The following is a 23,088-nucleotide window of genomic DNA, read 5'->3' as shown; positions in this document are numbered from 1 at the left end:
GTGCGGGTCTTCCTCGGTGTGGTCGATCTCGGTCTGGTCGATGAATCGTTCGGTGTGAAGCGGGGCCGCGGCATCCGCTCACTCAACGTTACGCGCCTCGCGCGGACTGGCCGGCTCCCCCGCCGAGCGCGGCGTCGACGAGCGCGACCATTCGATCGGTGCCGTCACGGTGGCCGACGGATGCCGCTGCCTCGGCCATCGCCGCGACGCGTTCACGGTCGCCGAGGAGTGGCGCGAGCTCTGCGGTGACCCACGCGGGCACGAACGCCGCATCGTCGACGAGGATGCCTCCACCCGCTCCGACCACCTCGGCTGCATTGAAGCGCTGCTCGCCGTTGCCGACGGGATAGGGCACGTAGACGGCCGGGATGCCGAGTGCCGCGAGCTCGCTGACCGTTGCGGCGCCGGCCCGGGAGACGGCGAGATCGGCGAGAGCGAGCGCGAGGTCCATGCGGTCGGCGTACTCGACCATGCGATAGCCGGCCACGGCCGGATCGGCGACCTCCGACGCGGCTCCTGTGATGTGCAGCACCTGCCACCCGGCATCCGTGATCGCGTCCGCACTTTCGACCACCGTGCGGTTGATGCGACGCGCGCCGAGCGAGCCGCCGGTCGCCAGCACGACAGGGCGATCCGCGTCGAGGCCGAAGAACTCCGCCGCCTCGGCCCGAAGCGCCGGGCGGTCGAGCGATTCGATCTCTCTGCGAAGCGGCATGCCGACGACTTCGGCGCCCGGGAGGGGGGTGCCGGCGAACGCGACGCCGACGGCCGCCGCCGATCGCGCGCCGAGCCGGTTGGCCAGACCCGGTCTCGCGTTCGCCTCGTGGATCGCGACGGGCACGCCGGCGCGGCGTGCCGCGAAGTACGCGGGCGTTGCGACGTAGCCGCCGAAGCCGACAACGATGTCGACGCCGCGATCGGCGATGATGGCGCGCACGTCGTCGATCGACCGACGGAACCGGGCAGGGAACGCGAGCGCGGCTCGGCTCGGGCGACGCGGGAACGGGACCTTCGCGATCGTGAGGAGCTCGTAGCCGCGCGCCGGCACGAGCCTCGACTCCAGACCCTCGGCAGTGCCGAGCACGAGCACGAGCGCCTCGGGGTCGCGTTCGCGCAAGCGGTCGGCGACCGCGAGCAACGGGTTCACGTGACCGGCGGTTCCCCCGCCGGCGAGCAGGTAGACGGTCATCGCAGCGGGCGCCCCGCTGCACGTGCCTTGCGGGCCTCTGCACGAGCCGCGGCGCGAGCGGGCGCTTCGGGGTCGCGCGCGACCGACAGGACGACGCCGATTGCGAAGAGCGTCGTGAGCAGGGCGGTGCCGCCCGCCGAGACGAGGGGAAGGGGAACACCGAGAACGGGGAAGACGCCGAGCACGACACCGATATTGACACAGGCCTGACCGATGATCCACACGAGCACCGCCGCGGTCACCGCGCGCGCGAACTGCGTGCGAGCGGCCCGGAGCACGCGCGCGAACGTGACCGCGAGCACGACGAAGAGGGCGATGACCACGACTGCGCCGATGAGGCCGAGCTCCTCGCCGATGATCGCGAAGATGAAGTCGTTGTCGGCGGCCGGCAGCCACGACCATTTCGCCGCCGAGTTCCCGAGTCCGACCCCGAACACCCCGCCGTTGGCGAGAGCGAACATCCCGTGCTGGATCTGGTAGCAGTCCTCTTGGTCGTATTGCGAGCAGTTCTCCTCGAGGAACGCCGTGATGCGACGCATCCGGCTGTCGCTCGAGACGGCGACGATGACGAAGGCGATCGCGCCGAGGAAGACCGGCGGCAGCAGGAGCCGGAATCGGACGCCGATGAGGAAGAGCGCGCCGAGGAGCATCGCGCCCATGATCATGACGGTGCCGAGGTCGCCGCCGAGGAGCACGAGCCCGATCGAGCCGCCGCCGACGAGCAGGATCGGCAGGATGCCCCGCCGGAACTCGCCGAGGTACGGCTCCTTCTTCGTCACGATGAGTCCGAGCCACATGACGAGCGCCACCTTGATGAGCTCTGACGGCTGGAACTGCACGGGCCCGATCTCGAGCCAGTTCGTGTTCCCGCCGACGGTGATGCCGAGCGGGGTCGCGACCACCAGGAGTTGCAGCACGCACGAGGCGATGAGGGCGGGCCACGCGACGCGCATCCACAGCGTCTCGGGCATCCGGCTGGCGATGAGCATGATCGGAATCCCGAACAGCGCGTAGAGGCCCTGTCGGGTCGCCTGCACGAAGAACCCGCCGTCATCGAGGTGCGACTCGACCGACGATGAGGAGAGCACCATGATGAGACCGAACACGACGAGGAACAGCGTCGTGCCGAGCAGCAGGAAGTAGTCCTTCGACTCGACGCGGAACACACGGCCGAGCCCGATGCGGGCGGCCGAGATGCCCGCTTGCTCAGCCTTCTCTGGGCGGCTCTTGCGGGGCGGGGTCGCCATCCGCCTCACCCCCAAGCTGTGCGATGACCGCGTCGTGGAATCGCCGGCCGCGGTCGGCGTAGTCGGCGAACTGGTCCATGGATGCCGCGGCCGGCGCGAGGAGCACGGTGTCGCCCTCCCCCGCGACCGCCGCAGCCAGTGCGACCGCCTCGGGCATCACACGTTCAGTGTCATCCGCGGCGACCTCGAACACGGGCAGTGCCGGCGCGTGTCGTGCGAATGCCGCGACGAGCTGGGCGCGATCGACGCCGATCACGATGGCGGCGCGGAGGCGCGGCGCGTGCGCGGCCACGAGCGCGTCGGCGTCGACACCCTTCAGGAGCCCGCCGACGATCCAGACGACCTGCCCGAACGCCCGCAGTGAGGCCTCGGCGGCGTGCGGATTCGTGGCCTTCGAATCGTCGATCCAGCGGATGCCGCCCGCCACCGCGACCGTCTCGATGCGGTGCGCGTCGAGTCGGAAGTCGCCGAGCGCATCGTGGATGACCCCGACCGGCACGCCGAAGGATCGGGCGAGCGCCGATGCCGCGAGGATGTTGGCCACCACATGCGGCGCGGCGAGGCCGCGCGGCTCGAGTTCGCCGACCGTCACGATCTCGAGCGCGGAGCTCTGCCGCTCGTCGAGGAAGGCACGGTCGCAGAGGATGCCCTCGACGACGCCGAAGTCGCTCGGCCCTGGAACGTCGAGCCCGAACCCGATCGCCCGGGCTCCCTCTTCGACGTCGGCGTCGCGCACCATCTGCTCGGTCGCGTCGTCGCCGCGGTTGTAGACGCAGGCGACCTTGGTGTTCGCGTAGACGGTGCCCTTCGCCGAACGGTACGCCTCGGCCGAGCCGTGCCAGTCGAGGTGGTCGTCGGCGACGTTCAGGCACACGCTCGCCCACGGATGCAGGGCTCCAGGTCCGGTGGTCGGCAGGTGGTGGAGCTGGTAGCTCGAGAGCTCCACGACGAGCACGTCGAATCCGCTGGGATCGCGCACGGCATCGAGGACGGGCACGCCGATGTTCCCGCAGGGCGCTGCGCGCAGGCCGTTCGCCGCGAGGAACGTCGACGTGAGCTGCACTGTCGTGGTCTTGCCGTTCGTGCCGGTCACGAGGATCCACTCGGCGGCGTTCACCTTGTCGCGCACGCGCCAGGCGAGCTCGATGTCACCCCACACCGGGGTGCCGGTCTCCCCTGCCCACTCCAGCACCGGGTGGTCGGGATGGAACCCGGGCGAGGCGACCACGAGCTCGGGGGCGAAGCCGACGAGCCCGTCGGGCACCGAGTCGAGCGGATGCCGCAGCAGTTCGGCACCGATGACCTCGAGGATGCGCGCCCGGTCGTCGTCGGCATCGGGCGCGAGCACGAGCACCTTCGCGCCGAGCTCCGTGAGGGTGTCGGCGACGGCGAACCCCGTCACGCCGAGTCCGAGCACGGCGACGCGCAGTCCGCTCCAGTCGGCGTGCCAGCTCGTGAGCGAGTCGAGGCGGGCAGTGGAGCTCGGCGGGGTCGTCGCGGCATCCGCCATCAACGCTGCAGCCATTCGAAGTAGAAGCTGCCGACGCCGGCGGCCACGAACAGGCCGCCGATGATCCAGAAGCGAACGACGATCGTGACCTCGGCCCAGCCCTTGAGCTCGAAATGATGGTGGATCGGGCTCATCAGGAAGATGCGCTTGCCACGGGTCAGCTTGAAGTAGGCGCGCTGCACGATCACCGAGCCCGTCTCGATCACGAAGAGACCGCCGATGAGCAGGAGCAGCAGCTCGGTGTGACTGACGACCCCGAGCGCGGCGAGGGCGCCGCCGAGCGCGAGCGAGCCCGTGTCTCCCATGTAGATGTGCGCGGGGTTGGTGTTCCACCAGAGGAAGCCGATGAGGCCGCCGACGATAGCCGTCGCGACGATCGCGATGTCGAGCGGGTCACGCACGTCGTAACTGCGATACAGGTCGCTCGGATTGAGGTTCTCGCCGAACTTCGACTGGTTGAACTGCCAGAACCCGATGATGACGAACGAACCGATCGCGAGGATCGAGGCGCCCGTGGCGAGGCCGTCGAGGCCGTCGGTGACGTTCACCGCGTTCGAGGTGCCGGCCGTGATGAGGCAGATCCAGAGCACGTAGAGGACCACGCCGACGATGGTGCCGAACACCATGAAGTCCAGCGGAAGGTCACGGATGAACGAGATCTTCGTATTCGCCGGGGTCACGCCCTGCACGTTCGGGAACTCCAGCGCCAGCAGCCCGAACGCCGCCGCCACGGCGACCTGGCCGAGCACCTTCGCCCAGCCGCCGAGTCCGAGGCTCTGCTTCTTGCGTGTCTTCAGGAAGTCGTCGATGAAGCCCACGGCGCCGAGGCCGACCATCATGAGCAGCACGAGCAGCCCCGATGCCGTCGGCGGCTCATTGCTCACGAGCAGCGTCGCGACGAAATAGCCGAACAGGGTGCCGAGAATGAAGATGATGCCGCCCATGGTGGGCGTGCCGCGCTTCACGTGGTGGCTCTTCGGACCGTCGTCGCGGATGAACTGGCCCCACCCGAGCCTCGTGAAGAGGCGGATGAACAACGGGGTCAGAAACAGCGTGAAGGAGAGCGACAGGGCTCCGGCAGTCAGCAGTGCTCTCACGAGAACCATTCTCCCAGTCGGTCGCCGAGGTGACGCAGGCCCGCCGAGTTCGACGATTTGACGAGCACCGTGTCACCGGGACGGATGGAGGACACGAGAAGGTCGAACGCCTCGTCTGCGGTCTCCACGTAGGCGGATTCGCCGTCCCATGAGCCCTCGTTGATCGCGGTGATGTGCAGGCGCCTCGCGCCCTTGCCGACGACGACGAGCTGCGACACGCCGAGTCGCACCGCGAGCAGGGCGATGCGGTCGTGCTCCTCGCCCGAGAACTCGCCGAGCTCGCTCATCTCGCCGAGCACGGCGATCGTGCGCCCGCCCGGGGACTTCACCTGCGCGAGGGTCTTCAGCGCCGCGGCCATCGAGTCGGGACTCGCGTTGTAGGCGTCATTGATGATCGTGACGTCGTCGCGGCCGCCCATGAGCTGCATCCGCCAGCGCTCGGCGAGGGTGACCGACTCGAGAGCCTCGACGACGGCCGGCAGCGGCACGCCGAGTTCGACGGATGCCGCGATCGCCGCGAGCGCGTTCATGACGTGGTGCTCGCCGAGCACGCCGAAGCGCACTCGTGCTCGCTCGCCGCTCGCCAGGACGACGGTGAACTCGGTGCCGCGGGAGTGCGCGATGAGGTCGACTGCTCGCACGTCGGCTGATTCGCCGAGCCCGAACCACACGACACGGGCAGCGGTGATGTCGGCCATGGGCACCACCCGCGGGTCGTCGGCGTTCAGCACCGCGACATCCGTCTCGAGGAGTTCGGTGACCATCTCGGACTTCGCGCGCACGGTCTGCTCGATGCCGCCGAATCCCTCCGCATGCGCGAGGCCCACCTTCAGGACGATGCCGATGTCGGGCTTGGCCAAGCGGATGAGCCGGGCGATCTCGCCGACCGCGCTCGCGCCCATCTCGGCGACGAGGAACCGGGTCTCGTCGGTGAGCTCGAGCATCGTGATCGGCGCCCCCACCTCGTTGTTGAACGAGGCGCGGGCGGCCACCGTGGGACCCACCCGCTCGAGCACCGTGCGGAGGAGGTTCTTCGTGGTCGTCTTGCCGTTCGATCCGGTGACGCCCACGATGCGCAGCTGCCCGTGAGAGCGCACGCGCCGCACGACCTCAGCCGCGATCGCACCGAGCGCGTCGACCGAGTCGGCCACGACGAGCTGGGGCACCGGCACGTCGAGCGGTCGTTCGACGACGAGGAGAGCGGCGCCCTGTTCGGCGGCGGCGGGAGCGAAACGGTGGCCGTCGTCGAACTCTCCGCGCTTCGCGACGAACACGCCGCCGGGCGATACCTCGCGCGAGTCGGTCGTGACGGCGCCGGAGACCACCGTCTCGGGCGTCGCGTCGGTGCCGTCGAGGCGGAGTTCGCCCGGGGCGGCAGCCGCGAATTCCGCGAGGGTCAGCGCGATCATTCGAGCCACCCGGCGTCGCGCAGCGCCTGCTTCGAGTCTTCGCGAGCGGAATACGGGATCTTCACGCCGCGCACCTCGTGGTAGTCCTCATGGCCGGGCCCCGCATAGAGGATCGCGTCGCCCTCGCCGGCGAGGGCGAGCGCGGCGCGGAACGCGGCTCGCGGGTCGGGAACCTCGTGGATCTCACGCTCGGGCACCGCCGCGCGCGCGCCCGCGATGAGCGCCGCGCGGATGGCGGCGGGGTCCTCGAAGCGGGGATGGAAGTCGGTGATGACGACCACGTCGGCGCCGCGTGCCGCGATCGCGCCCATCTCGGCGCGTTTCGTGGTGTCACGGTCGCCGTCGGCGCCGAAGACCATCACGAGCTTGCCCGAGGTGAAGCGACGGATGGCGCCGAGGGTCTGCAGGAACGCATCGGGGCTGTGCCCGTAGTCGATGTAGACGACGGGGCCGCGATCGCCCGAGATGCGCTCGGCGCGACCCGGGATGTACGCATCGATGCCGCCGTCGCGCTCGAGCACGTGCGCGATGCGCTCGAGATCCATGCCCGACTCGACGAGCATGATGATCGCGAGCGCGGCGTTCGCCGCCATGTACCAGCCGAGCAGGGGCACCTTCGTCTCGAGGTGGCGCCCTTCGGGGCCGTCGAGCACGAAGCTCGTGTGGGTGGCCGTCTCGTCGAGCACGGTGAGGCGCCAGTCGGCCTCGACGCCGTCGACGGTCGTGAGCGTCGTCACCGGGATGCGGGACGCGCCGACGAGTCGCTCCCCCCATTCGGAGTCGACCGTGATCACGCCGCGACGTGCGCGCTCGGGCTGGAACAGCTCGCGCTTCGCGTCGAAGTACTCCTCGAGCGACGCGTAGTCGTCGAGGTGGTCGTGCGTGAGGTTCGTGAACCCGACGACGTCGAACACGAGCCCGTCGACCCGATGCCGCGAGAGCGCCTGCGCCGACACCTCGATGCCGACGGCGCGCACGTCGACCTCGCGCATGCGCGCGAGCAGCGCGTGCAGCTCGCTCGCCTCGGGCGTCGTGAGCGAGCTCGTGACGGCTTCGTCGCCGATGCGCCGTTCGGCAGTGGAGGTGAGGCCGGCGACGATGCCGAGCTGGCGGAGGATTCCGTAGAGCAGGTAGACGACGCTCGTCTTGCCGTTCGTGCCGGTCACGGCGAAGAGGGTCGCCGGATTCTCGGCCGTGCGGTGGATCCATGCGGCCACGTCGCCGAGCGCGGCTCGCGCGTCGGGCGTCACGAGGATCGGCAGCCCGGCTCCTGCGGCGCGTTCGGCACCGGCCTCGTCAGTGAGCACGGCGACCGCGCCGGCATCGCGAGCGGCGGCGGTGAAGTCGGCTCCGTGCGCATTCCTGCCGGGAACGCCGACGTAGAGGTCGCCGGGGCGCACTGTGGCCGAGGACAGCGCTGCGCCGGTGATCTCGAGACCGTCGACGTCGCCGCGCACCTCGAGACCGAACGCCTCGGCGAGGCCGTGAACGGATCGGGGGCTCGGATGCTGCGGCCGGAGGGCCGTGGGAGGCGATCCGGTCACGAACCCAACTTTCTCACCAGGTGGCTGGCAGCTCGGGCGCCGGGGCGCCGGACGGAACGGTCCGATACTTCTTCAGCACTTGGCTCATCACCTGCTGGAAGACGGGAGCGGATGCGGCGGACGAGTTCATCTTAACGGGATTCATGATGCTCACCGAAACGACGAACTCGGGGTCGTCGGCCGGGGCGAAGCCGGAGACCGACACGAGGTAGCCGCTCAAGTAGCCGCCTTCGCCGTCGGGAACCTGCGCCGTGCCGGTCTTTGCCGCCACCCGATAGCCGGGGATCTCCCACTTGTCGGCGAGCCAGCCGTCGAGGTACACGCGCTCGAGCATCTGGCTCGTCTCGTCGGCGGCGGTCTCGGAGATGACCTGCGTGCCAGTGGACTCGGTCTTGCTGACGTCGCCGTTCTCGTCACGGCATCCGTCGACGAGAGAGACAGGCATGCGCACGCCGCCGTTCGCGATCGTCTGGTAGGCGCTCGCGATCTGCACCGCGGTCGTGGTGAGTCCCTGGCCGAACATCGTGGCGTACTTCGTCTGGTTGTCCCACTCGTCGGGGCCGCCGTGCAGGTCGCCGGGCTCCTCGCCCGGGAACCCGACCTCGGTGCGCTCGCCGAGCCCGAACGCGAGCATGTCGTCGTAGCGCTCCTGGTCGGTCAGGCGCTCGCCGAACATCGACATGCCCGTGTTCGACGAGTCGACGAGCACGCCCGTCAGGGTGTACGGGGTGTCCTCGTGATAGAAGCTGTCATTGATGTCGGCGCCGTTCGCGGGCGTGTAGCGATAGGGCGCCATGACCTCGCTGAGCGGGTTGGCCTTGCCCTTGTCGATGACGGATGCCGCGGTGAGCGCCTTGAACGTCGAGCCGGGCTCGAACGGGGCGGTGAACGACCGTGAGCCGCGGTCGCCCTCGGGCGTTGCCGCGGGGTCGTTCGGGTCGATCGTCGGCACGTCGGCGACGGCGAGGAGCCGGCCGGTCTTCGCCTCCATGACCGTCACCGTCGCCCAATCGGCCCCGGTCGCCTGCACTTGCGCCTCCGCTGCGCGTTGCACGAACCACTGCAGGTCACTGTCGATCGTGAGCTTGAGGGTGCCGCCGTCGCGGGCCTGCTTGTGCACGACCTCCGTTCCGGGGATCGTCACCCAGTCGCGCAGGCTGTGCAGGTAGCTGACCTGCCCGTTCTCGCCGGCGAGGCATTCGTCTTCGGCGAGTTCGAGGCCCGCGAGCGCTTCGCCCTCATCGCCGACGAATCCGATGAGGTTGCCGGCGACGGCACCGTTCGGGTACCGACGGCTCGCATGCTCGTAGGGCTCGACCCAGGGGATGTCGAGTGCCTTCACCGCTTCGTATATCGGGGTGTCGACGAGCTTCGCGACGTAGGCGAAGTCGGACTTCGGGTTGTCGGCGAGGCGGTCGGAGATGATGGCGAGCACCTCCTCTCCCGTGATGCCCACGGCCGCGCCGAGCTCGGCGGCGACCTGTTCGAGCGGGATCGTCTCGCTCTTCGTCTTCGCGGGATCAGCGGGGTCGGGAACATCGCGAGTGACCGGTCCGGCGTTCTTCGGCGAGAGGGCGATGTCGTACCGGATGACGCTGTCGGCGAGCACCTTCCCGTTCACGTCGACGATGTCGCCGCGCGCGCCGTAGGTGGTCACCGGTTGGGACCGGGCATCCTCGGCCTGCACGTTGAGCTCGGCGGCGCGCACCACCTGGATGTCGACGAGACGCACGACGAAGACGCCGACGAGGGCGACGAGCACGACCGCCGCCATCAAGATGCGACGCATCGGGTGCCGGCTGATGCGATTCATCCGTTCCCGCCCCCCGTCCTCGTGATCTTCATCGTCCTCGTGCTGCGGCGTGCGCGCGTTCAGTGCGTCGCGGGTGTCGGGAGTCCGTTGCCCGCCGGCGGCGCGGCTGCCTGGTTCGGCGTGGCTGCGTCGGCGGCATGTTCGGGCTTCGCCGCGTTCCCGGCGTTGCCGTTCTGCTGGTCGGTCACGAGCGGCACGCCGTCGATGAGCGTGTTCGGCACGAGCGGAGCGGATGCCCCGGCGCCGCCGGTTGCGGCGGTCGGCTGGCCGAGCACCGCCCCGTCGGACAGACGCAGGTACACCGGGCTCGCGTTCGGCACCATGCCGAGCGCCTCGGCGTTCATGGCGAGGAACTGCGGCGACTCGACCCGATCGAGGTCTTCGCTGAGCGTCTGCTGCTCGCGCGCGAGCTCGGCCTGGCGCACCTGGTAGGCGTCGATCTCGTAGGCGCCCTGGGTGACCGCGATGGAGAGCAGCAGCTGCGCGACGATGATGATCGCGACGCTGCCGAGGGCGATCACGGCATAGCCGAGCGTGGGCTTGGCGCGGCTGATCTCGCGTTCGGGCGCAGGGCGGAGGCGTCGCTGACGCTCGGTCTCGATGCGGCGAGGGGCTGGTACGGACTGGGCCGGCACAGCGCTCATGACGGCCTCCTCACTCGTTCGGCGGCACGCAGTCGCACCGGCTTCGCACGCGGGTTCTCCGCTTGTTCTGATTCGCTCGCGAGTTCGGCTCCGCGTACGAGGAGCTTGAACATCGGGCGATGTTCGGGCAGCTCCATCGGTAACCCGGCGGGCGCGCTGGAGCTCGCAGCCGCCTGGAGGGCCCGCTTGACGATGCGGTCCTCGAGCGACTGGTAGGCGAGCACGACGATGCGTCCGCCGACGGTGAGCGTGTCGAGGGCGGCGGGCATCGCAGCCTGCAGCACCGAGAGCTCTTCGTTCACCTCGATGCGCAGCGCCTGGAAGACCCGCTTGGCCGGATGCCCCTGCCGCTGCACCACGACGGGCGTTGCCGCGGTGATGATCGCGACGAGCTGGCCTGAACGGGTGATCGGGGCCTCCGCCCTGGCCCGCACGATCGCCCGCGCGTACCTCGCCGCGAGCTTCTCCTCGCCGTAGTCGAGGAAGATGCGCTTGAGCTCGTCTTCGCTCTCTTCGGCGATGACGTCGGCCGCGGTGCGCCCTTGCGTGAAGTCCATCCGCATGTCGAGCGGGGCGTCTTTGGAGTAGGCGAATCCGCGCTCGGCCCGATCGAGCTGCAGCGACGAGACGCCGAGGTCGAAGAGCACTCCCTGCACCTCACGGAATCCCTCGGAACGCACGGCGCGCGCGATGCCGTCGTAGACCGTGTGCACGAACCGCACGCGGTCGCCGAACGCCGCGAGACGCTCTCGGGCGATCTCGAGGGCGTCGGGGTCGCGATCGAGGCCGATCACGGTGAGATTCGGGAAGCGCTCGAGGAATGCGCGGGTGTGACCGCCCATGCCGAGCGTGGCGTCGACGAGCACCGCGCCCTCGCGTTCGAGGGCGGGAGCGAGCAGCTCGACCGTTCGGTCGAGCATCACCGGGGTGTGAATACGTTCGAAGTCCATACTTCCGCCTTGCCTTCGGGGCCTCGGGTTCCGATCCCCATCCGTTCGTCCTGGTGCGGGGAAGTGCATCAGGCGCGGCCGGCTGGGAGTCGGAGCCAGAGGATCAGAAGAGTCCGGGGATCACCTCCTCCGCCGTGTCTGCGAAGGCCGCCTCCTGCTCGGCGAGGTATTTCTGCCACGCCGTTGCATCCCAGATCTCCACCCGGCTGCCCGTGCCGATGACCGTGAGGTCACGGTCGAGCCCCGCATAGCTGCGGAGCGTGGCGGGGATGGTGACGCGATGCTGTTTGTCGGGGGTCTCCGCTGACGCCCCGGAGAGGAAGACGCGCATGTAGTCGCGCGCCTGCTTGCTCGTTACCGGGGCTTGGCGGATCTTGTCGCTCATGCTCTCGAACTCCCGCACGCTGAACACGTAGATGCAGCGCTCCTGGCCTCGTGTGAGCACGAGGCCGTTCGACAACTCCTCACGGAACTTCGCCGGAAGAATGACTCGACCTTTCTCGTCGAGCTTTGGTTCGTAGCTTCCGAGGAACATCGCATCACCCCCTTTCCTCCGGCCAGAATCCAGGTGACCCCACTTTACTCCACTCTCATCCACCAATCAACGACATTCGCTCGTTTTCGGCGGTTCAGGCATGGGAGTTCCCTGTGAATACGCGGCAGTGAGCCGTGGAGGGAAATGGAGCACACGAGAGGACCGACGGCGCGGCGGCTTCGACGAGGAGGCGGGCTCAGGGCGCTGAGGCGGCCCGAAGGCCCGGCGCGCGGCCGTCAAGCGGCACTCCGAGCAAGAAAAAACGGGCCGATCCGAAGATCGACCCGTGAAGTGGTGGGAAGTGGAGGGTTACTCGCGACCCTCTTGACGACGATCCCAGCGGTCGTTCATGCGATCCATGAAGCCGCCACCCGAGCGAGCAGTGCGCTTGGCGCTCGTCGGCTCCCCAGGCGCGGCCGACATGGGCCCGCGCTTCGAGGGGGTGATGGCGATGAGCACACCACCGAACATCAGAGCGAAACCGACGATGCCGACCACGAGGAGTTGCAGCGCGACCCCTGCGATGAGCGCGGCAATGCCGGCGACGGCGAGGAGGATTCCGAGCACGATCGACCGGTAGTTGGGGCGGCGTCCACGAACTCCGCCGACTGCATGGACGAAGTCAGCGTCATTGCGATAGAGGTTCCGCTCCATCTCCTCGAGAAGACGTTGCTCCTGCTCTGAAAGCGGCATCTCATTCCCCTCAGGCTCGGGATCGACGCATCCGTGTCCATTCTAGCGCTGCGCCGCCTCGCTAGGCTAGGCAGGTGGCTCACGGTTCCCGGCTGGTCGATCTGGTGCACGAACGCATCGAGGATTTCCTCGCCGAACGCTCTTCCATTCTCCGCTCCATCAGCACTGACCTCGAACCGCTCGATGCGTTCTCAAGGCGCTTTCTCAGCGGAGGCAAGCGCTTCCGGGCGCTGTTCTGCTACTGGGGCTGGGAAGCGGTGCGCGCGCGGGGGTTCGACCCGTACGCCACCGATGGCGACGGCGACCGCTTTCCGGTCGTCTCCGCGGCATCCGCCCTCGAACTCTTCCACGCCGCAGCCCTCGTGCACGACGACATCATCGACAGCTCCGATACGCGGCGTGGGGCGCCGTCGGCGCACCGGCTCTTCGAGCAATTGCACGACGACTCGGGCTGGGCAGGCAGCTCCGCCGCATTCGGTCGTGCATCGGCGATCCTCCTCGGCGACCTGCTGCTCGGGTGGAGTGACGAACTGCTCGACGAGGGGCTCTCGGCGCTGCCCGACCGGGCGTCCGCTCGAGCAGCTCGCGCCGAGTTCATGCGCATGCGCACCGAGGTGACCGCGGGGCAGTACCTCGACGTGCTCGAGGAGCGGGCCTGGCTGACGAAGCCCGACTCAGAGCAACGGCTTCGGGCCGAACGGGTCATCATCTACAAGGCCGCGAAGTACAGCGTCGAGGCGCCGCTCACGATCGGCGGCGCGATCGCCGGCGCCACGAGCGCACAACTCGAGTCGCTCCGCGAGTTCGGCCTGCCGCTCGGCATCGCCTACCAATTGCGCGACGACCTGCTCGGCGTGTTCGGCGACCCCGACGTCACGGGCAAGCCGAGCGGCGACGACCTGCGCGAGGGGAAGCGCACGGTGCTCATCGCGATCGCACGCGAACGCCTGGCACCAGGACAGCGCCGGCTGCTCGACGAGCTGCTCGGCGACCCCGAGCTCGACGCCGAGCAGGTGGGGATGCTGCAGAGCACGATCCGGCAATGCGGAGCGGTCGACGAGATCGAGCGGATCATCGCCGAGCACGTGGCACGGGCGACCGCCGTGCTCGCCGAGGCCCCGTTGAGCCGCGATGCGCGAGCCGAGCTCGGCTCGCTCGCGAAGGCCGTCACCAGACGGGCGCACTGACCGGCGTCTGGGGCCGGTCGGGCCGAAGGATGCCGCGAGCCTCGGCTGAACGACCTGCCCGAAGCTCAGGCGAGCGCTTGCGCGATGCGGCGTACTTCGGCCTTCCGGCCGGCGCGGAGGGCGGCGATCGGGGTGGTGCCGAGGCTGTCCTCATCGGCCAGCAGCCACTCGAGCGCTTGGTCGTCGCTGAATCCGGCGTCGGCGAGCACCATCGCGGTGCCGTGCAGCTCGTGCAACGGCTCCCCGTCGCGAAGGAACGACGCGGGCACCTTCAGCACGCCGTCGATGCGGGTGGCAAGGAGGTGTCGGTCATCGATGAGCCTGCGGATGCGGCTGGGGCTCTGCCCGAGCAATTCAACGAGGTCGGGAACAGTCAGCCATTCAGGCTGGGCGGCGTCGGTCACGTCTCAAGACTGCCATGTCCGGCGGGACAGCGGAAAGCGCGACTCTCGGATCTCGCCGCCGCCGACGGACCCACCCCGAGTCAGCGGACGCGCGGCGAGGTGTTTGACTCCCCTATACGCCTGTGCGACGGTTGGCGCGGGAGCCGGCATCGGACGCCGGCGAAGGGGGAACAATGCACCACCAGTCCGAGGCCGCCGCGGCCGATCGCGCGCCCACGACCGAAGCCGCCGAGCTGAACAGACCGCGACGACGGCGCATCCGTCGTCTGCTCACCCTGCCGCTCGCCATCGTGAGCACCATCGCGGTGACGCTCGGCATCGCCCAGCCGGCCGAGGCGACGCCGCAGCATTCGAAGCGCCAGCCGAAGGCGAAGGCGACCACTGCCAAGCCCATGAACGTGGCGGTGGGCGCCGCGGCATCCGTTCCGTCCGAATACACCGTCGCCGACGGCGACACCGTGAGCAGCATCGCCGAGCGATTCGGTCTCGCCACGGCCGAGGTGCTCGCGCTCAACGGGCTCGGCTGGTCGAGCCTCATCTTCCCCGGACAGCGGCTCGCGCTCCCCGGCGGAGGTGCGCCCGCCGCGGCTCCGACCCCCGATGCGGAGATCGCGAAGCACGTGGTGGTCTCCGGCGACACGGTGAGCGGCATCGCGGCCGCCTACGGCCTCGACGTCGAGCAGGTGCTGAGCGCGAACGGGCTCAGTCGCCAGAGCCTGATCTTCCTCGGGCAGGCGATCGTGCTGCCACCCGTGAACGGCACCCCGGATGCCGCCGCACCCGCACCCACCCCCGCTCCCGCTCCGACGCCGGCGCTTGCGCCCGCGCCCGCACCCACGCCCCCCGAGACGGCGACGGAAGACGCCCATGTCGTCGTCGACGGCGACACCCTGTGGGACATCGCCGCACGCAACGACGTCGGCGTGCAGGAGCTCATCGACGCCAACGGCCTCGACGCGTCGGGCATCATCCAGCCCGGGCAGACCCTGCGGATCCCCCGCCCCGTCGCCGTGACGACGGTGGCGTCGGTGAACGTCGCGCTCACCGACGAGATGCGCGCCAACGCCGCGATCATCGTCGCCGTCGGACGTGGGCTCGGAGTGCCCGACCAGGGCATCGTCGTCGCGCTCGCCGCGGCGGCGCAGGAATCGGGCCTGAAGAACGTGCAGTACGGCGACCTCGGCTCCCTCGGCTTGTTCCAGCAGCGGCCGAGCCAGGGCTGGGGCACCGTCGAGGAGGTGCTCGATCCGGTGCGCGCCGCGACCGCCTTCTACGGCGGCCCGGCGAATCCGAACACGGGCCGCACCCTCGGCCTCCTCGACATCGCCGGGTGGGAGGCGATGACCGTCACGCAAGCGGCACAGGCCGTGCAGGAGAGCGCGTTCCCCGACCACTACGCGAAGTGGGAGGCATCGGCTCGGGCCTGGCTCTCCGAGTTGGGGTAGCCCCCGCGTACCGACTCGCCCCACATCTGCACGCGACATCCGCGTATCACGATGGGATTGCGATCCGCGCGTCCACGGCGTTTGTTCAAGATCAGGCATATGGGTGTTCGTAGACTCGAACGGTGACCACCGCGCCTGCAGATCCGATGATCGGCCGTCTTGTCGACGGCCGGTATCAGGTGCGCTCGCGAATCGCCCGCGGCGGCATGGCCACCGTGTATCTCGCGACCGACCTGCGCCTCGAGCGCCGCGTCGCGATCAAGGTGATGCACGGGCACCTCGCCGATGACAACTCGTTCAAGACGCGCTTCGTGCAGGAGGCCCGTTCGGCTGCTCGCCTGGCACACCCCAACGTCGTGAACGTGTTCGACCAGGGGCAGGACTCCGACATGGCGTATCTCGTCATGGAGTACCTCCCCGGCATCACGCTGCGCGAGCTGCTGAAGGACTACAAGATCCTCACGCCCGAGCAGACGGTCGACATCATGGACGCTGTGCTCGCGGGCCTCGCTGCGGCGCACAAGGCGGGCATCGTGCACCGCGACCTCAAGCCCGAGAACGTGCTGCTCGCCGACGACGGCCGCATCAAGCTCGGTGACTTCGGTCTCGCACGGGCCACGAGCGCGAACACGGCCACTGGCCAGGCGCTGCTCGGCACGATCGCATACCTCTCCCCCGAGCTCGTCACGCGTGGCGTCGCCGACGCGCGCAGCGACATCTACTCCGTCGGCATCATGATGTACGAGATGCTCACCGGCGACCAGCCCTACGTGGGCGAGGCACCGATGGCGATCGCCTACCAGCACGCGAACGACTCCGTGCCGACGCCGAGCTCGAAGAACCCCACCGTGCCCGCAGAGCTCGATGAGCTGGTGCTGTGGGCCACGGTCCGCGACCCCGAGGAACGCCCGCGCGATGCACGCGAAATGCTCGATCGCCTCCGAGAGGTCGAGCCGGCGATCCGCGGTCCGCAGTCGCCGCGCACCGAACAGGCCACAATGGTGCTGACGGATGCCGCGGTGCCGGCCGGAGCGGCCACCGCAGCGACGCAGGTGATCGGCGGGCGCGTCGCACCCGCCGCGGCGCCGACGCTCGAGGCATCCGAAGGCGACGACACCGCCGCACTCGCCAAGGGCGCCGAGCGTCGCAAGCGGCGCGGCTACTGGATCTTCGCCCTCGTGCTGCTGCTCACGGGGCTCGCGGCGGGCACCGGATGGTACTTCGGCGCCGGCCCCGGCGCGCTCGCCACGGTGCCCGAGACGGCGACGCTTCTTCCCGATCGTGCCACCGACCTGCTCGAGGAGGCCGGGTTCCAGGTCAAGCTCGACCAGCGCAACGATCCCGTCGTGCCGGTCGACCAGGTGTCGGGCACCGACCCGGCTGCCGGAAGGCAGGTGCGGCGGGGCACCACCGTCACGCTCTTCGTCTCGATCGGCCCGCGCATACTGGGCGTGCCCGCAGTGCTCGGGCTGCCCGAGGCAGACGCCCGCGCGCAGCTCAAGGACTTCACGGTCGCCGAGCAGAACGCGCAGCAGTTCTCCTCCGACGTCGCCGCCGGATCGGTCATCGCCGTGCTCGACGCCGACGGCGCGCCGGTCGGCGAAACCTACGCCGAGCTCGGCGCCCTCACGCTCGTGGTCTCCCTCGGGCCGGTGCCCGATGTCACCGGCCTTCCTGTCGGCGACGCCGAGGCCGCGATCACCAACGCCGGGCTCGTCTTCGACTACGCCGACGCCGAGTTCAGCGACGACGTGCCGGCCGATCACGTGATCTCCGCGACGCCGGCGACCGATCCCGTCCGGCCCGGCGATACGATCGTGCTCACGCCCTCGAAGGGTCAAGACCTCGTCGAGGTGCCGAACGTGATCACCGGCCAGACGATCGCACAGGCACGAACGCAGCTCGAGGCACTCGGGTTCGTGGTCACGTCGAACGTGCCCGCCTTTCTCGAGGGCGCCGTCGTCGCCTCGGTCCAGAGCCCCGCCCCCGGTGAGATGCTGAAGCGCGGCTCCGAGGTCACCGTCAACTTCGGCTGAGCGGCGCAGCGCGCCCGCGGCCGTGGGCGGTGAACCGATCGAGCGGATGGCGCGCGAAGACGAGCGCCGCCCGGTTCAGGCAGCAGCGCGGGGCATCCGTTGCCGGATGCCCCGCGCGTGCTCAGCGGGCCGCGAGCTCCTCGGCCACAAGGAACGCGAGCTCGAGCGACTGCATGTGGTTCAGGCGCGGGTCGCAGAGCGACTCGTAGCGCGTCGCCAGCGTCTCTTCGTCGATGTGCTCCGAGCCGCCCAGGCACTCGGTGACGTCGTCGCCAGTGAGCTCGACGTGGATGCCGCCAGGGTGCGTGCCTGCGGCCCGGTGCGCCTCGAAGAAGCCCTTGACCTCGTCGACGACGTCGTCGAAGCGACGCGTCTTGTAGCCCGTGGGGGTCGTGATGCCGTTGCCGTGCATGGGATCGGTGACCCACAGCGGGTTCGCGTCGCTCGCCTTGATCGCCTCGAGGAGGGGCGGCAGTGCATCGCGGATCTTGCCTGCGCCCATTCGGGTGATGAAGGTGAGACGACCCGGCTCACGGTGGGGATCGAGCTTCTCGACGAGCTCGAGCATGACCTCGGGCGTCGTGGTGGGGCCGAGCTTCACGCCGAGCGGGTTGCGCACGCGAGACAGGAAGTCGACGTGCGCGCCGTCGAGCTCACGAGTGCGCTCGCCGATCCAGATGAAGTGCGACGACGTGTCGTAGGGCGTGCCGGTGCGCGAGTCGATGCGCGTCATCGGCCGTTCGTAGTCCATGAGCAGGCCCTCGTGGCCCGTGTAGAACTCGGTGTGCTTGATCGCCTCGAAGTCGGCGCCGCACGCCTCCATGAACTTGATCGCGCGGTCGATCTCGCGAGCCATCGACTCGTAGCGGGCGTTCGCCGGGTTGGTGGCGAACCCCTGGTTCCACGAGTGGACCTGGCGGAGATCAGCGAACCCGCCCTGGGTGAACGCGCGAATGAGGTTGAGCGTCGACGCCGCCGTGTGGTAGCCCTTCACGAGGCGTGCAGGGTCTGCTGCGCGCGACTCGGGCGTGAAGTCGTATCCGTTCACGATGTCGCCGCGGTACGCGGGCAGGCTGACGTCGCCGCGCGTCTCGATGTCGCTCGAGCGGGGCTTGGCGAACTGGCCCGCCATGCGACCCATCTTCACGACCGGCATGGAGGCGCCGTACGTGAGCACGACCGCCATCTGGAGCACGGTCTTCACACGATTGCGGATCTGGTCGGCCGTGGCACCGGCGAAGGTCTCGGCACAGTCGCCGCCCTGCAGGAGGAACGCCTCGCCGCGAGACGCCGCGGCCAGCCGGTCGCGCAGGATGTCGACCTCGCCCGCGAACACGAGCGGCGGCAGCGTCGCGAGTTCTGCGGATGCCGCGTGCGCCGCCTCGGGGTCGGGCCACGCGGGCTGCTGCTTGATCGGCAGCGTGCGCCAATAGTCGAGGCCGGCAATCACGGAAGGATCTGCATTGACGACCGGCTCGACGAGCTGTACCACGGGAATGTCCTGGAGGGTTCGGGCGCACGGAGCGCCGGGAATGGAATACGGCGTCGCACGCTGCGACCGCCGCAGAACGAGCCTATCGCGATTGCGTGGCCCGCTGCTCCTTGACCGAACTCGCATACACGTCGACGTATTCCTGCCCGCTGAGCTCGCGCAAGTCGTAGACGAGCTCGTCGGTCACGGAGCGCAATACGAAGCGGTCACTCTCGAGCCCCTCGAATCGGCTGAAATCGAGCGGCTCGCCGAACACGAGGCCGATGCGGCGCACCTTCGGCAACCGGGTTCCGATCGGCATGACGCGCTCGGTGCCGATCATGGCGACGGGAATGACCGGCACGCCAGCCTCGAGCACCATGCGGGCCACGCCGGTGCGCCCACGGTAGAGGCGTGCGTCGGGGCTGCGGGTGCCCTCAGGGTAGATGCCGAGGATGTGGCCTTCGCCGAGCACGCGCAGTCCGGTCTCGAGCGATGCCTCCGAAGCCTTGCCGCCCGAGCGGTCGATCGGCAATTGTCCGGCGGCCTGGAAGAACACCCGCGTCGCCCAGCCCTTCAGCCCTTTGCCCGTGAAGTACTCGCTCTTGGCGAGGAAGATCACCGGGCGGTCGACGACGAGCGGCAGGAAGATCGAGTCGATGAATGAGAGGTGGTTGCTCGCGAGCACGACGGCGCCCACTTTCGGCACGTGCTCGAGCCCGACGACCCACGGGCGGAAGATCGACAGCAGGATCGGCCCGACCACGAGGTTCTTCATGATCCAGTAGAACACCGTGCTGCCCCTTCCCGGCCAGTGGTCACGACTCACCCTATCGCCGGGCGATTCAGGCGTGTTCGGCGACCCACACGCGAGCGAGGTCGGCCGCGCCGACGACTCCCGCGTCATTCTCGAGCTCCGCGACCACGAAGTCGGGTTCGGGATGGTATCCGCGCGCCGGAAGATGCTCGAGGTACGCCTCGCGCACCGGACCGAGGAGCAGCTCCCCCGCGACGGCGACACCACCGCCGAAGACGAATCGCTGCGGGTCGAGCACGGCCGACAGGCTCGCGGCGGCCTGGCCCAGCCAGTGCCCCAGCTGGCGGAGCGCGGCGACGGCGCCCGGATCCTCGACTTCGATGAGCGCGCCGACGGAACGGCCGTCGAGCGCACCGTGCTCGTCGCGCACTCGAGCCAGACCCTGCCCGATGCCGCCGGCGTCGGCGATCTCGTTGGCCATGCGGAGCAGCGCCCTTCCGGAGCCGTACTGCTCGAGGCATCCGCGCTGGCCGCAGCCGCACGCGAGGCCGTCGGGCACGACTCGCAAGTGGCCGAGCTCAGCGCCCGCGCCGAAGCCGCCGCGGAACAGGCGGTCTCCGGCGACGATCGCGCCGCCCACGCCGGTGCCGATCGTGAGCATGGCCATGTCGCTCACCATGCGGCCCGCGCCGAAGCGGAACTCTGCCCAGCCTGCGGCGTTCGCATCGTTGTCGACGACGACGGTCGTGCCGACGCGAGCCTCGAGCTTCTCGCGGAAGGGCTCGTTGCGCCAGTTGATGTTGGGGGCGTAGTACACCGTGGACTGTGCGGCGTCGATGAAGCCCGCTGCGGCGACGCCGACGGCGGTGATCTCCTGGCCGGTACTGAGCGAGCGGATCATCTCGACGACGGCGTCTTCGAGGCTGGCCGGGTCGCCCGCGGGAGTGGGCACCCGCTCGCTGCGCACCATCGCTCCGAATTCGTCGACGACGGCGCCGGCGATCTTCGTACCACCGATGTCGATTCCGATCGCGTGCACCAGGCAACTGCCTTCCAGGAGAGGGATGAAGTCGAGTCGTGCCGGGCCCTGATGGCCGGGCGGGCGACGACTAGAGTGTAATAGACCCCAATGCCGAGGTTTGCGCAAGCACCCGCGCCGCGCGTGAGCCTCCCCGGTGCCGAAGGAGCTACCGTGATCGAATTCGCTACCCCAGCAGTGGTGGCCCCCGACGTCGAGGCGAACACCACCGACTTGCTCGTCGATCGCGTAGCTGCGACCCCTGATTCCGTGCTGTTCTCGTTGCCGACCGCCGACGGCGGATGGTCACCGGTGACGACCCGTGAGTTCTACGACCAGGTCATCGCCCTCGCGAAGGGCCTCGTCGCTGCCGGCATCCAGCCCGGCGACAAGATCGGCCTCATGTGCAAGACCCGCTACGAGTGGACGCTCATCGACTTCGCGACGTGGTTCGCCGGAGCGGTGCTCGTTCCCATCTACGAGACGAGTTCGCCTGCGCAGGTGCGGTGGAACCTCTCCGACTCGGGCGCCATCGCCGTGATCGTCGAGACGCCAGACCACTTCGCCCGCTTCGACGAGGTACACCCCGAGCTGCCCGCCATCCGCAGCGTGTGGCAGATCGACCTCGGTGACCTCGACAAGCTCACCGCCTCCGGCACCGAGGTCTCCGACGACGAGATCGAGCGGCGCCGCAACCTCGCGGTCGGCTCCGACATCGCGACGCTCATCTACACTTCCGGCTCCACCGGCAAGCCCAAGGGCTGCGTGCTCACCCACTCGAACTTCGTCGAGACCTCACGCAACGCCGCGATCGCGCTGCGGGAGGTCGTGCTCGATCCGAACGGCGCCTCGACGCTGCTGTTCATCACGACCGCGCACATCTTCGCCAGGTTCATCGCCGTGCTGAGCGTGCACGCCGGCGTGCGCGTGGGCCACCAGCCCGACACGAAGCAGCTGCTGCCGTCGCTCGGCACGTTCAAGCCGACCTTCCTCCTCGCAGTGCCGCGAGTGTTCGAGAAGGTCTACAACGTCTCCGAACAGAAGGCCGAGGCGGGCGGCAAGGGCAAGATCTTCCGCGCCGCAGCCGACACCGCCGCGGCATACTCGATGGCGAAGGCGGCCGGCGGCCACGTACCGTTCGGTCTCAAGCTGAAGTTCCGCGTCTTCGACAGGCTCGTGTACTCGAAGCTTCGGGCGGCGATGGGCGGCAACGTCCAGTACGCGGTATCCGGATCCGCGCCGCTCGGCCCACGGCTCGGGCACTTCTACCACTCGCTCGGCATCACGATCCTCGAGGGCTACGGGCTCACCGAGACCACCGCCCCCGCCACCGTCAACCTCGCGAACAAGTCGAAGATCGGTACCGTCGGCCCGGCCCTTCCCGGCGTCTCCGTGCGGATCGCCGACGATGGCGAGATCGAGATCAAGGGCGTCAACGTCTTCAAGGAGTACTGGAAGAATCCCGACGCGACGGCCGCGACGTTCGATGGCGACTGGCTCAAGACCGGCGACATCGGTGCCTTCGACAGCGAGGGCTTCCTGACCATCACCGGTCGCAAGAAGGAGATCATCGTCACCGCCGGTGGCAAGAACGTGGCGCCCGCGGCACTCGAGGATCCGATCCGCGCGAACCCGCTCGTCGGACAGGTCATAGCGGTAGGCGACAAGAAGCCCTTCATCTCCGCGCTCATCACGCTCGACCCCGAGATGCTCCCCGTCTGGCTCAACAACAACGGCGAAGACGCGGGCATGACGATCGACGAGGCCATCACGAACCCGGCCGTCCTTGCCGAGGTGCAGCGCGCTATCGACGCCGCGAACGAGAATGTCTCGCGTGCGGAGTCGATCCGCAAATTCACGATCCTCCCGATCGAGCTCACCGAGGCGAGCGGCCACCTGACGCCGAAGATGAGTATCAAGCGCAACGTCATCCTCGAGGACTTCTCCCCGCAGATCGAGGCGATGTACTCCGGCGCGCCCGCGACCGAGGGCCACTCGATCGTGCACTGAGCCGAACCGCACAGCGGAGCGGGGCCCTCGCCGACCGCTTGGGTTCTAGGGGTCGTTGCAACACCTGAGTGATCAGGAGTTGTGATGCCACACAATATTGATGGGCGTCGTCCGTATCGCGGACGGCGC

At 69.1% G+C, this 23,088-nt stretch carries 19 protein-coding genes; 4 read left to right on the top strand and 15 right to left on the bottom strand.

The annotated features are described in order from the left end of the window. Positions 1 to 88: 88 nt before the first annotated feature. The 11 genes from murG to J7E25_RS04995 form a co-directional block, all read right to left on the bottom strand. Entirely contained in the window at positions 89 to 1,189 is a 1,101-nt protein-coding gene (gene murG, locus J7E25_RS05045) for an undecaprenyldiphospho-muramoylpentapeptide beta-N-acetylglucosaminyltransferase (RefSeq protein WP_214868569.1), read from the bottom strand. Continuing rightward, positions 1,186 to 2,436, bottom strand: coding sequence for a putative lipid II flippase FtsW (gene ftsW / locus J7E25_RS05040; protein WP_214868567.1), 1,251 nt, complete (start codon positions 2,434 to 2,436; stop codon positions 1,186 to 1,188). Before ftsW ends, murG begins: the two co-directional genes overlap by 4 nt. Further along, positions 2,396 to 3,946 (bottom strand): UDP-N-acetylmuramoyl-L-alanine--D-glutamate ligase, encoded by a 1,551-nt coding sequence (gene murD, locus J7E25_RS05035; RefSeq protein ID WP_214868876.1) that lies wholly within the window; start codon positions 3,944 to 3,946, stop codon positions 2,396 to 2,398. Before murD ends, ftsW begins: the two co-directional genes overlap by 41 nt. After that, positions 3,946 to 5,043 carry a phospho-N-acetylmuramoyl-pentapeptide-transferase gene (gene mraY / locus J7E25_RS05030; protein ID WP_214868566.1) on the bottom strand — a complete coding sequence of 366 codons (1,098 nt, stop codon included), beginning with the start codon at positions 5,041 to 5,043 and terminating at the stop codon, positions 3,946 to 3,948. Before mraY ends, murD begins: the two co-directional genes overlap by 1 nt. Then, positions 5,040 to 6,452, bottom strand: coding sequence for a UDP-N-acetylmuramoyl-tripeptide--D-alanyl-D-alanine ligase (gene murF / locus J7E25_RS05025; protein WP_214868564.1), 1,413 nt, complete (start codon positions 6,450 to 6,452; stop codon positions 5,040 to 5,042). Before murF ends, mraY begins: the two co-directional genes overlap by 4 nt. After that, entirely contained in the window at positions 6,449 to 7,996 is a 1,548-nt protein-coding gene (locus J7E25_RS05020) for a Mur ligase family protein (protein ID WP_214868562.1), read from the bottom strand. Before J7E25_RS05020 ends, murF begins: the two co-directional genes overlap by 4 nt. Positions 7,997 to 8,009: 13 nt before the next feature. After that, positions 8,010 to 9,785 carry a penicillin-binding protein 2 gene (locus J7E25_RS05015; protein ID WP_251038823.1) on the bottom strand — a complete coding sequence of 592 codons (1,776 nt, stop codon included), beginning with the start codon at positions 9,783 to 9,785 and terminating at the stop codon, positions 8,010 to 8,012. An 83-nt stretch (positions 9,786 to 9,868) separates the two neighbouring features. Beyond that, entirely contained in the window at positions 9,869 to 10,453 is a 585-nt protein-coding gene (locus J7E25_RS05010; protein WP_214868558.1) for a hypothetical protein, read from the bottom strand. Beyond that, entirely contained in the window at positions 10,450 to 11,403 is a 954-nt protein-coding gene (rsmH, locus tag J7E25_RS05005; RefSeq protein WP_214868556.1) for a 16S rRNA (cytosine(1402)-N(4))-methyltransferase RsmH, read from the bottom strand. The genes J7E25_RS05010 and rsmH overlap by 4 nt, the downstream gene beginning before the upstream one ends. A 103-nt stretch (positions 11,404 to 11,506) precedes the next feature. After that, positions 11,507 to 11,938 (bottom strand): division/cell wall cluster transcriptional repressor MraZ, encoded by a 432-nt coding sequence (gene mraZ, locus J7E25_RS05000; protein WP_129521516.1) that lies wholly within the window; start codon positions 11,936 to 11,938, stop codon positions 11,507 to 11,509. Between the two features lie 309 nt (positions 11,939 to 12,247). Further along, the gene (locus J7E25_RS04995; protein WP_214868554.1) at positions 12,248 to 12,631 is read right to left on the bottom strand and encodes a DUF3040 domain-containing protein; all 384 of its coding nucleotides are present in this window, start codon (positions 12,629 to 12,631) and stop codon (positions 12,248 to 12,250) included. Between the two features lie 74 nt (positions 12,632 to 12,705). Between J7E25_RS04995 and J7E25_RS04990 the strand changes: the two genes are divergently transcribed. Continuing rightward, positions 12,706 to 13,818 (top strand): polyprenyl synthetase family protein, encoded by a 1,113-nt coding sequence (locus J7E25_RS04990; RefSeq protein WP_214868552.1) that lies wholly within the window; start codon positions 12,706 to 12,708, stop codon positions 13,816 to 13,818. 65 nt (positions 13,819 to 13,883) lie between these two features. Here J7E25_RS04990 and J7E25_RS04985 read toward each other — a convergent pair whose 3' ends face one another. Continuing rightward, a complete protein-coding gene (locus tag J7E25_RS04985; RefSeq protein ID WP_214868549.1) occupies positions 13,884 to 14,222 on the bottom strand; it encodes an Rv2175c family DNA-binding protein in 339 nt (112 codons plus the stop codon). A 173-nt stretch (positions 14,223 to 14,395) separates the two neighbouring features. Between J7E25_RS04985 and J7E25_RS04980 the strand changes: the two genes are divergently transcribed. Further along, entirely contained in the window at positions 14,396 to 15,667 is a 1,272-nt protein-coding gene (locus J7E25_RS04980; RefSeq protein ID WP_214868547.1) for a LysM peptidoglycan-binding domain-containing protein, read from the top strand. 122 nt (positions 15,668 to 15,789) lie between these two features. Next, entirely contained in the window at positions 15,790 to 17,703 is a 1,914-nt protein-coding gene (gene pknB, locus J7E25_RS04975; RefSeq protein ID WP_214868545.1) for a Stk1 family PASTA domain-containing Ser/Thr kinase, read from the top strand. A gap of 121 nt (positions 17,704 to 17,824) precedes the next feature. On the opposite strand, the gene J7E25_RS04970 is transcribed toward pknB, so the two are convergent. From J7E25_RS04970 to J7E25_RS04960, 3 genes are all read right to left on the bottom strand, one after another. Further along, entirely contained in the window at positions 17,825 to 19,195 is a 1,371-nt protein-coding gene (locus tag J7E25_RS04970) for a class II 3-deoxy-7-phosphoheptulonate synthase (RefSeq protein ID WP_374196192.1), read from the bottom strand. Between the two features lie 82 nt (positions 19,196 to 19,277). Continuing rightward, positions 19,278 to 19,967: a 1-acyl-sn-glycerol-3-phosphate acyltransferase gene (locus tag J7E25_RS04965; RefSeq protein WP_214868541.1), complete on the bottom strand. Its 690-nt coding sequence runs from the start codon at positions 19,965 to 19,967 to the stop codon at positions 19,278 to 19,280. Between the two features lie 52 nt (positions 19,968 to 20,019). After that, positions 20,020 to 20,970, bottom strand: a complete 951-nt coding sequence (locus J7E25_RS04960; RefSeq protein WP_214868539.1) for an ROK family glucokinase — start codon at positions 20,968 to 20,970, stop codon at positions 20,020 to 20,022. Positions 20,971 to 21,123: 153 nt separating this feature from the next. On the opposite strand from J7E25_RS04960, the gene J7E25_RS04955 reads away from it, so the two are divergent. After that, positions 21,124 to 22,959, top strand: coding sequence for a long-chain fatty acid--CoA ligase (locus J7E25_RS04955; protein ID WP_214868538.1), 1,836 nt, complete (start codon positions 21,124 to 21,126; stop codon positions 22,957 to 22,959). Positions 22,960 to 23,088: the final 129 nt, after the last annotated feature.

This window comes from Agromyces sp. ISL-38, from assembly GCF_018613935.1.
GTDB lineage: Bacteria > Actinomycetota > Actinomycetes > Actinomycetales > Microbacteriaceae > Agromyces.
Note: the sequence above shows the minus strand (reverse complement) of the source record. Positions and strands in the feature narration are given on the sequence as shown.

Coding starts and splice junctions, on each gene's coding strand:
- murG (WP_214868569.1), bottom strand. CDS start 1,189: ATGACCGTCTACCTGCTCGCCGGCGGGGGAACCGCCGGTCACGTGAAC.
- ftsW (WP_214868567.1), bottom strand. CDS start 2,436: ATGGCGACCCCGCCCCGCAAGAGCCGCCCAGAGAAGGCTGAGCAAGCG.
- murD (WP_214868876.1), bottom strand. CDS start 3,946: ATGGCGGATGCCGCGACGACCCCGCCGAGCTCCACTGCCCGCCTCGAC.
- murF (WP_214868564.1), bottom strand. CDS start 6,452: ATGATCGCGCTGACCCTCGCGGAATTCGCGGCTGCCGCCCCGGGCGAA.
- J7E25_RS05015 (WP_251038823.1), bottom strand. CDS start 9,785: ATGCGTCGCATCTTGATGGCGGCGGTCGTGCTCGTCGCCCTCGTCGGC.
- J7E25_RS05010 (WP_214868558.1), bottom strand. CDS start 10,453: ATGAGCGCTGTGCCGGCCCAGTCCGTACCAGCCCCTCGCCGCATCGAG.
- rsmH (WP_214868556.1), bottom strand. CDS start 11,403: ATGGACTTCGAACGTATTCACACCCCGGTGATGCTCGACCGAACGGTC.
- mraZ (WP_129521516.1), bottom strand. CDS start 11,938: ATGTTCCTCGGAAGCTACGAACCAAAGCTCGACGAGAAAGGTCGAGTC.
- J7E25_RS04995 (WP_214868554.1), bottom strand. CDS start 12,631: ATGCCGCTTTCAGAGCAGGAGCAACGTCTTCTCGAGGAGATGGAGCGG.
- J7E25_RS04980 (WP_214868547.1), top strand. CDS start 14,396: ATGCACCACCAGTCCGAGGCCGCCGCGGCCGATCGCGCGCCCACGACC.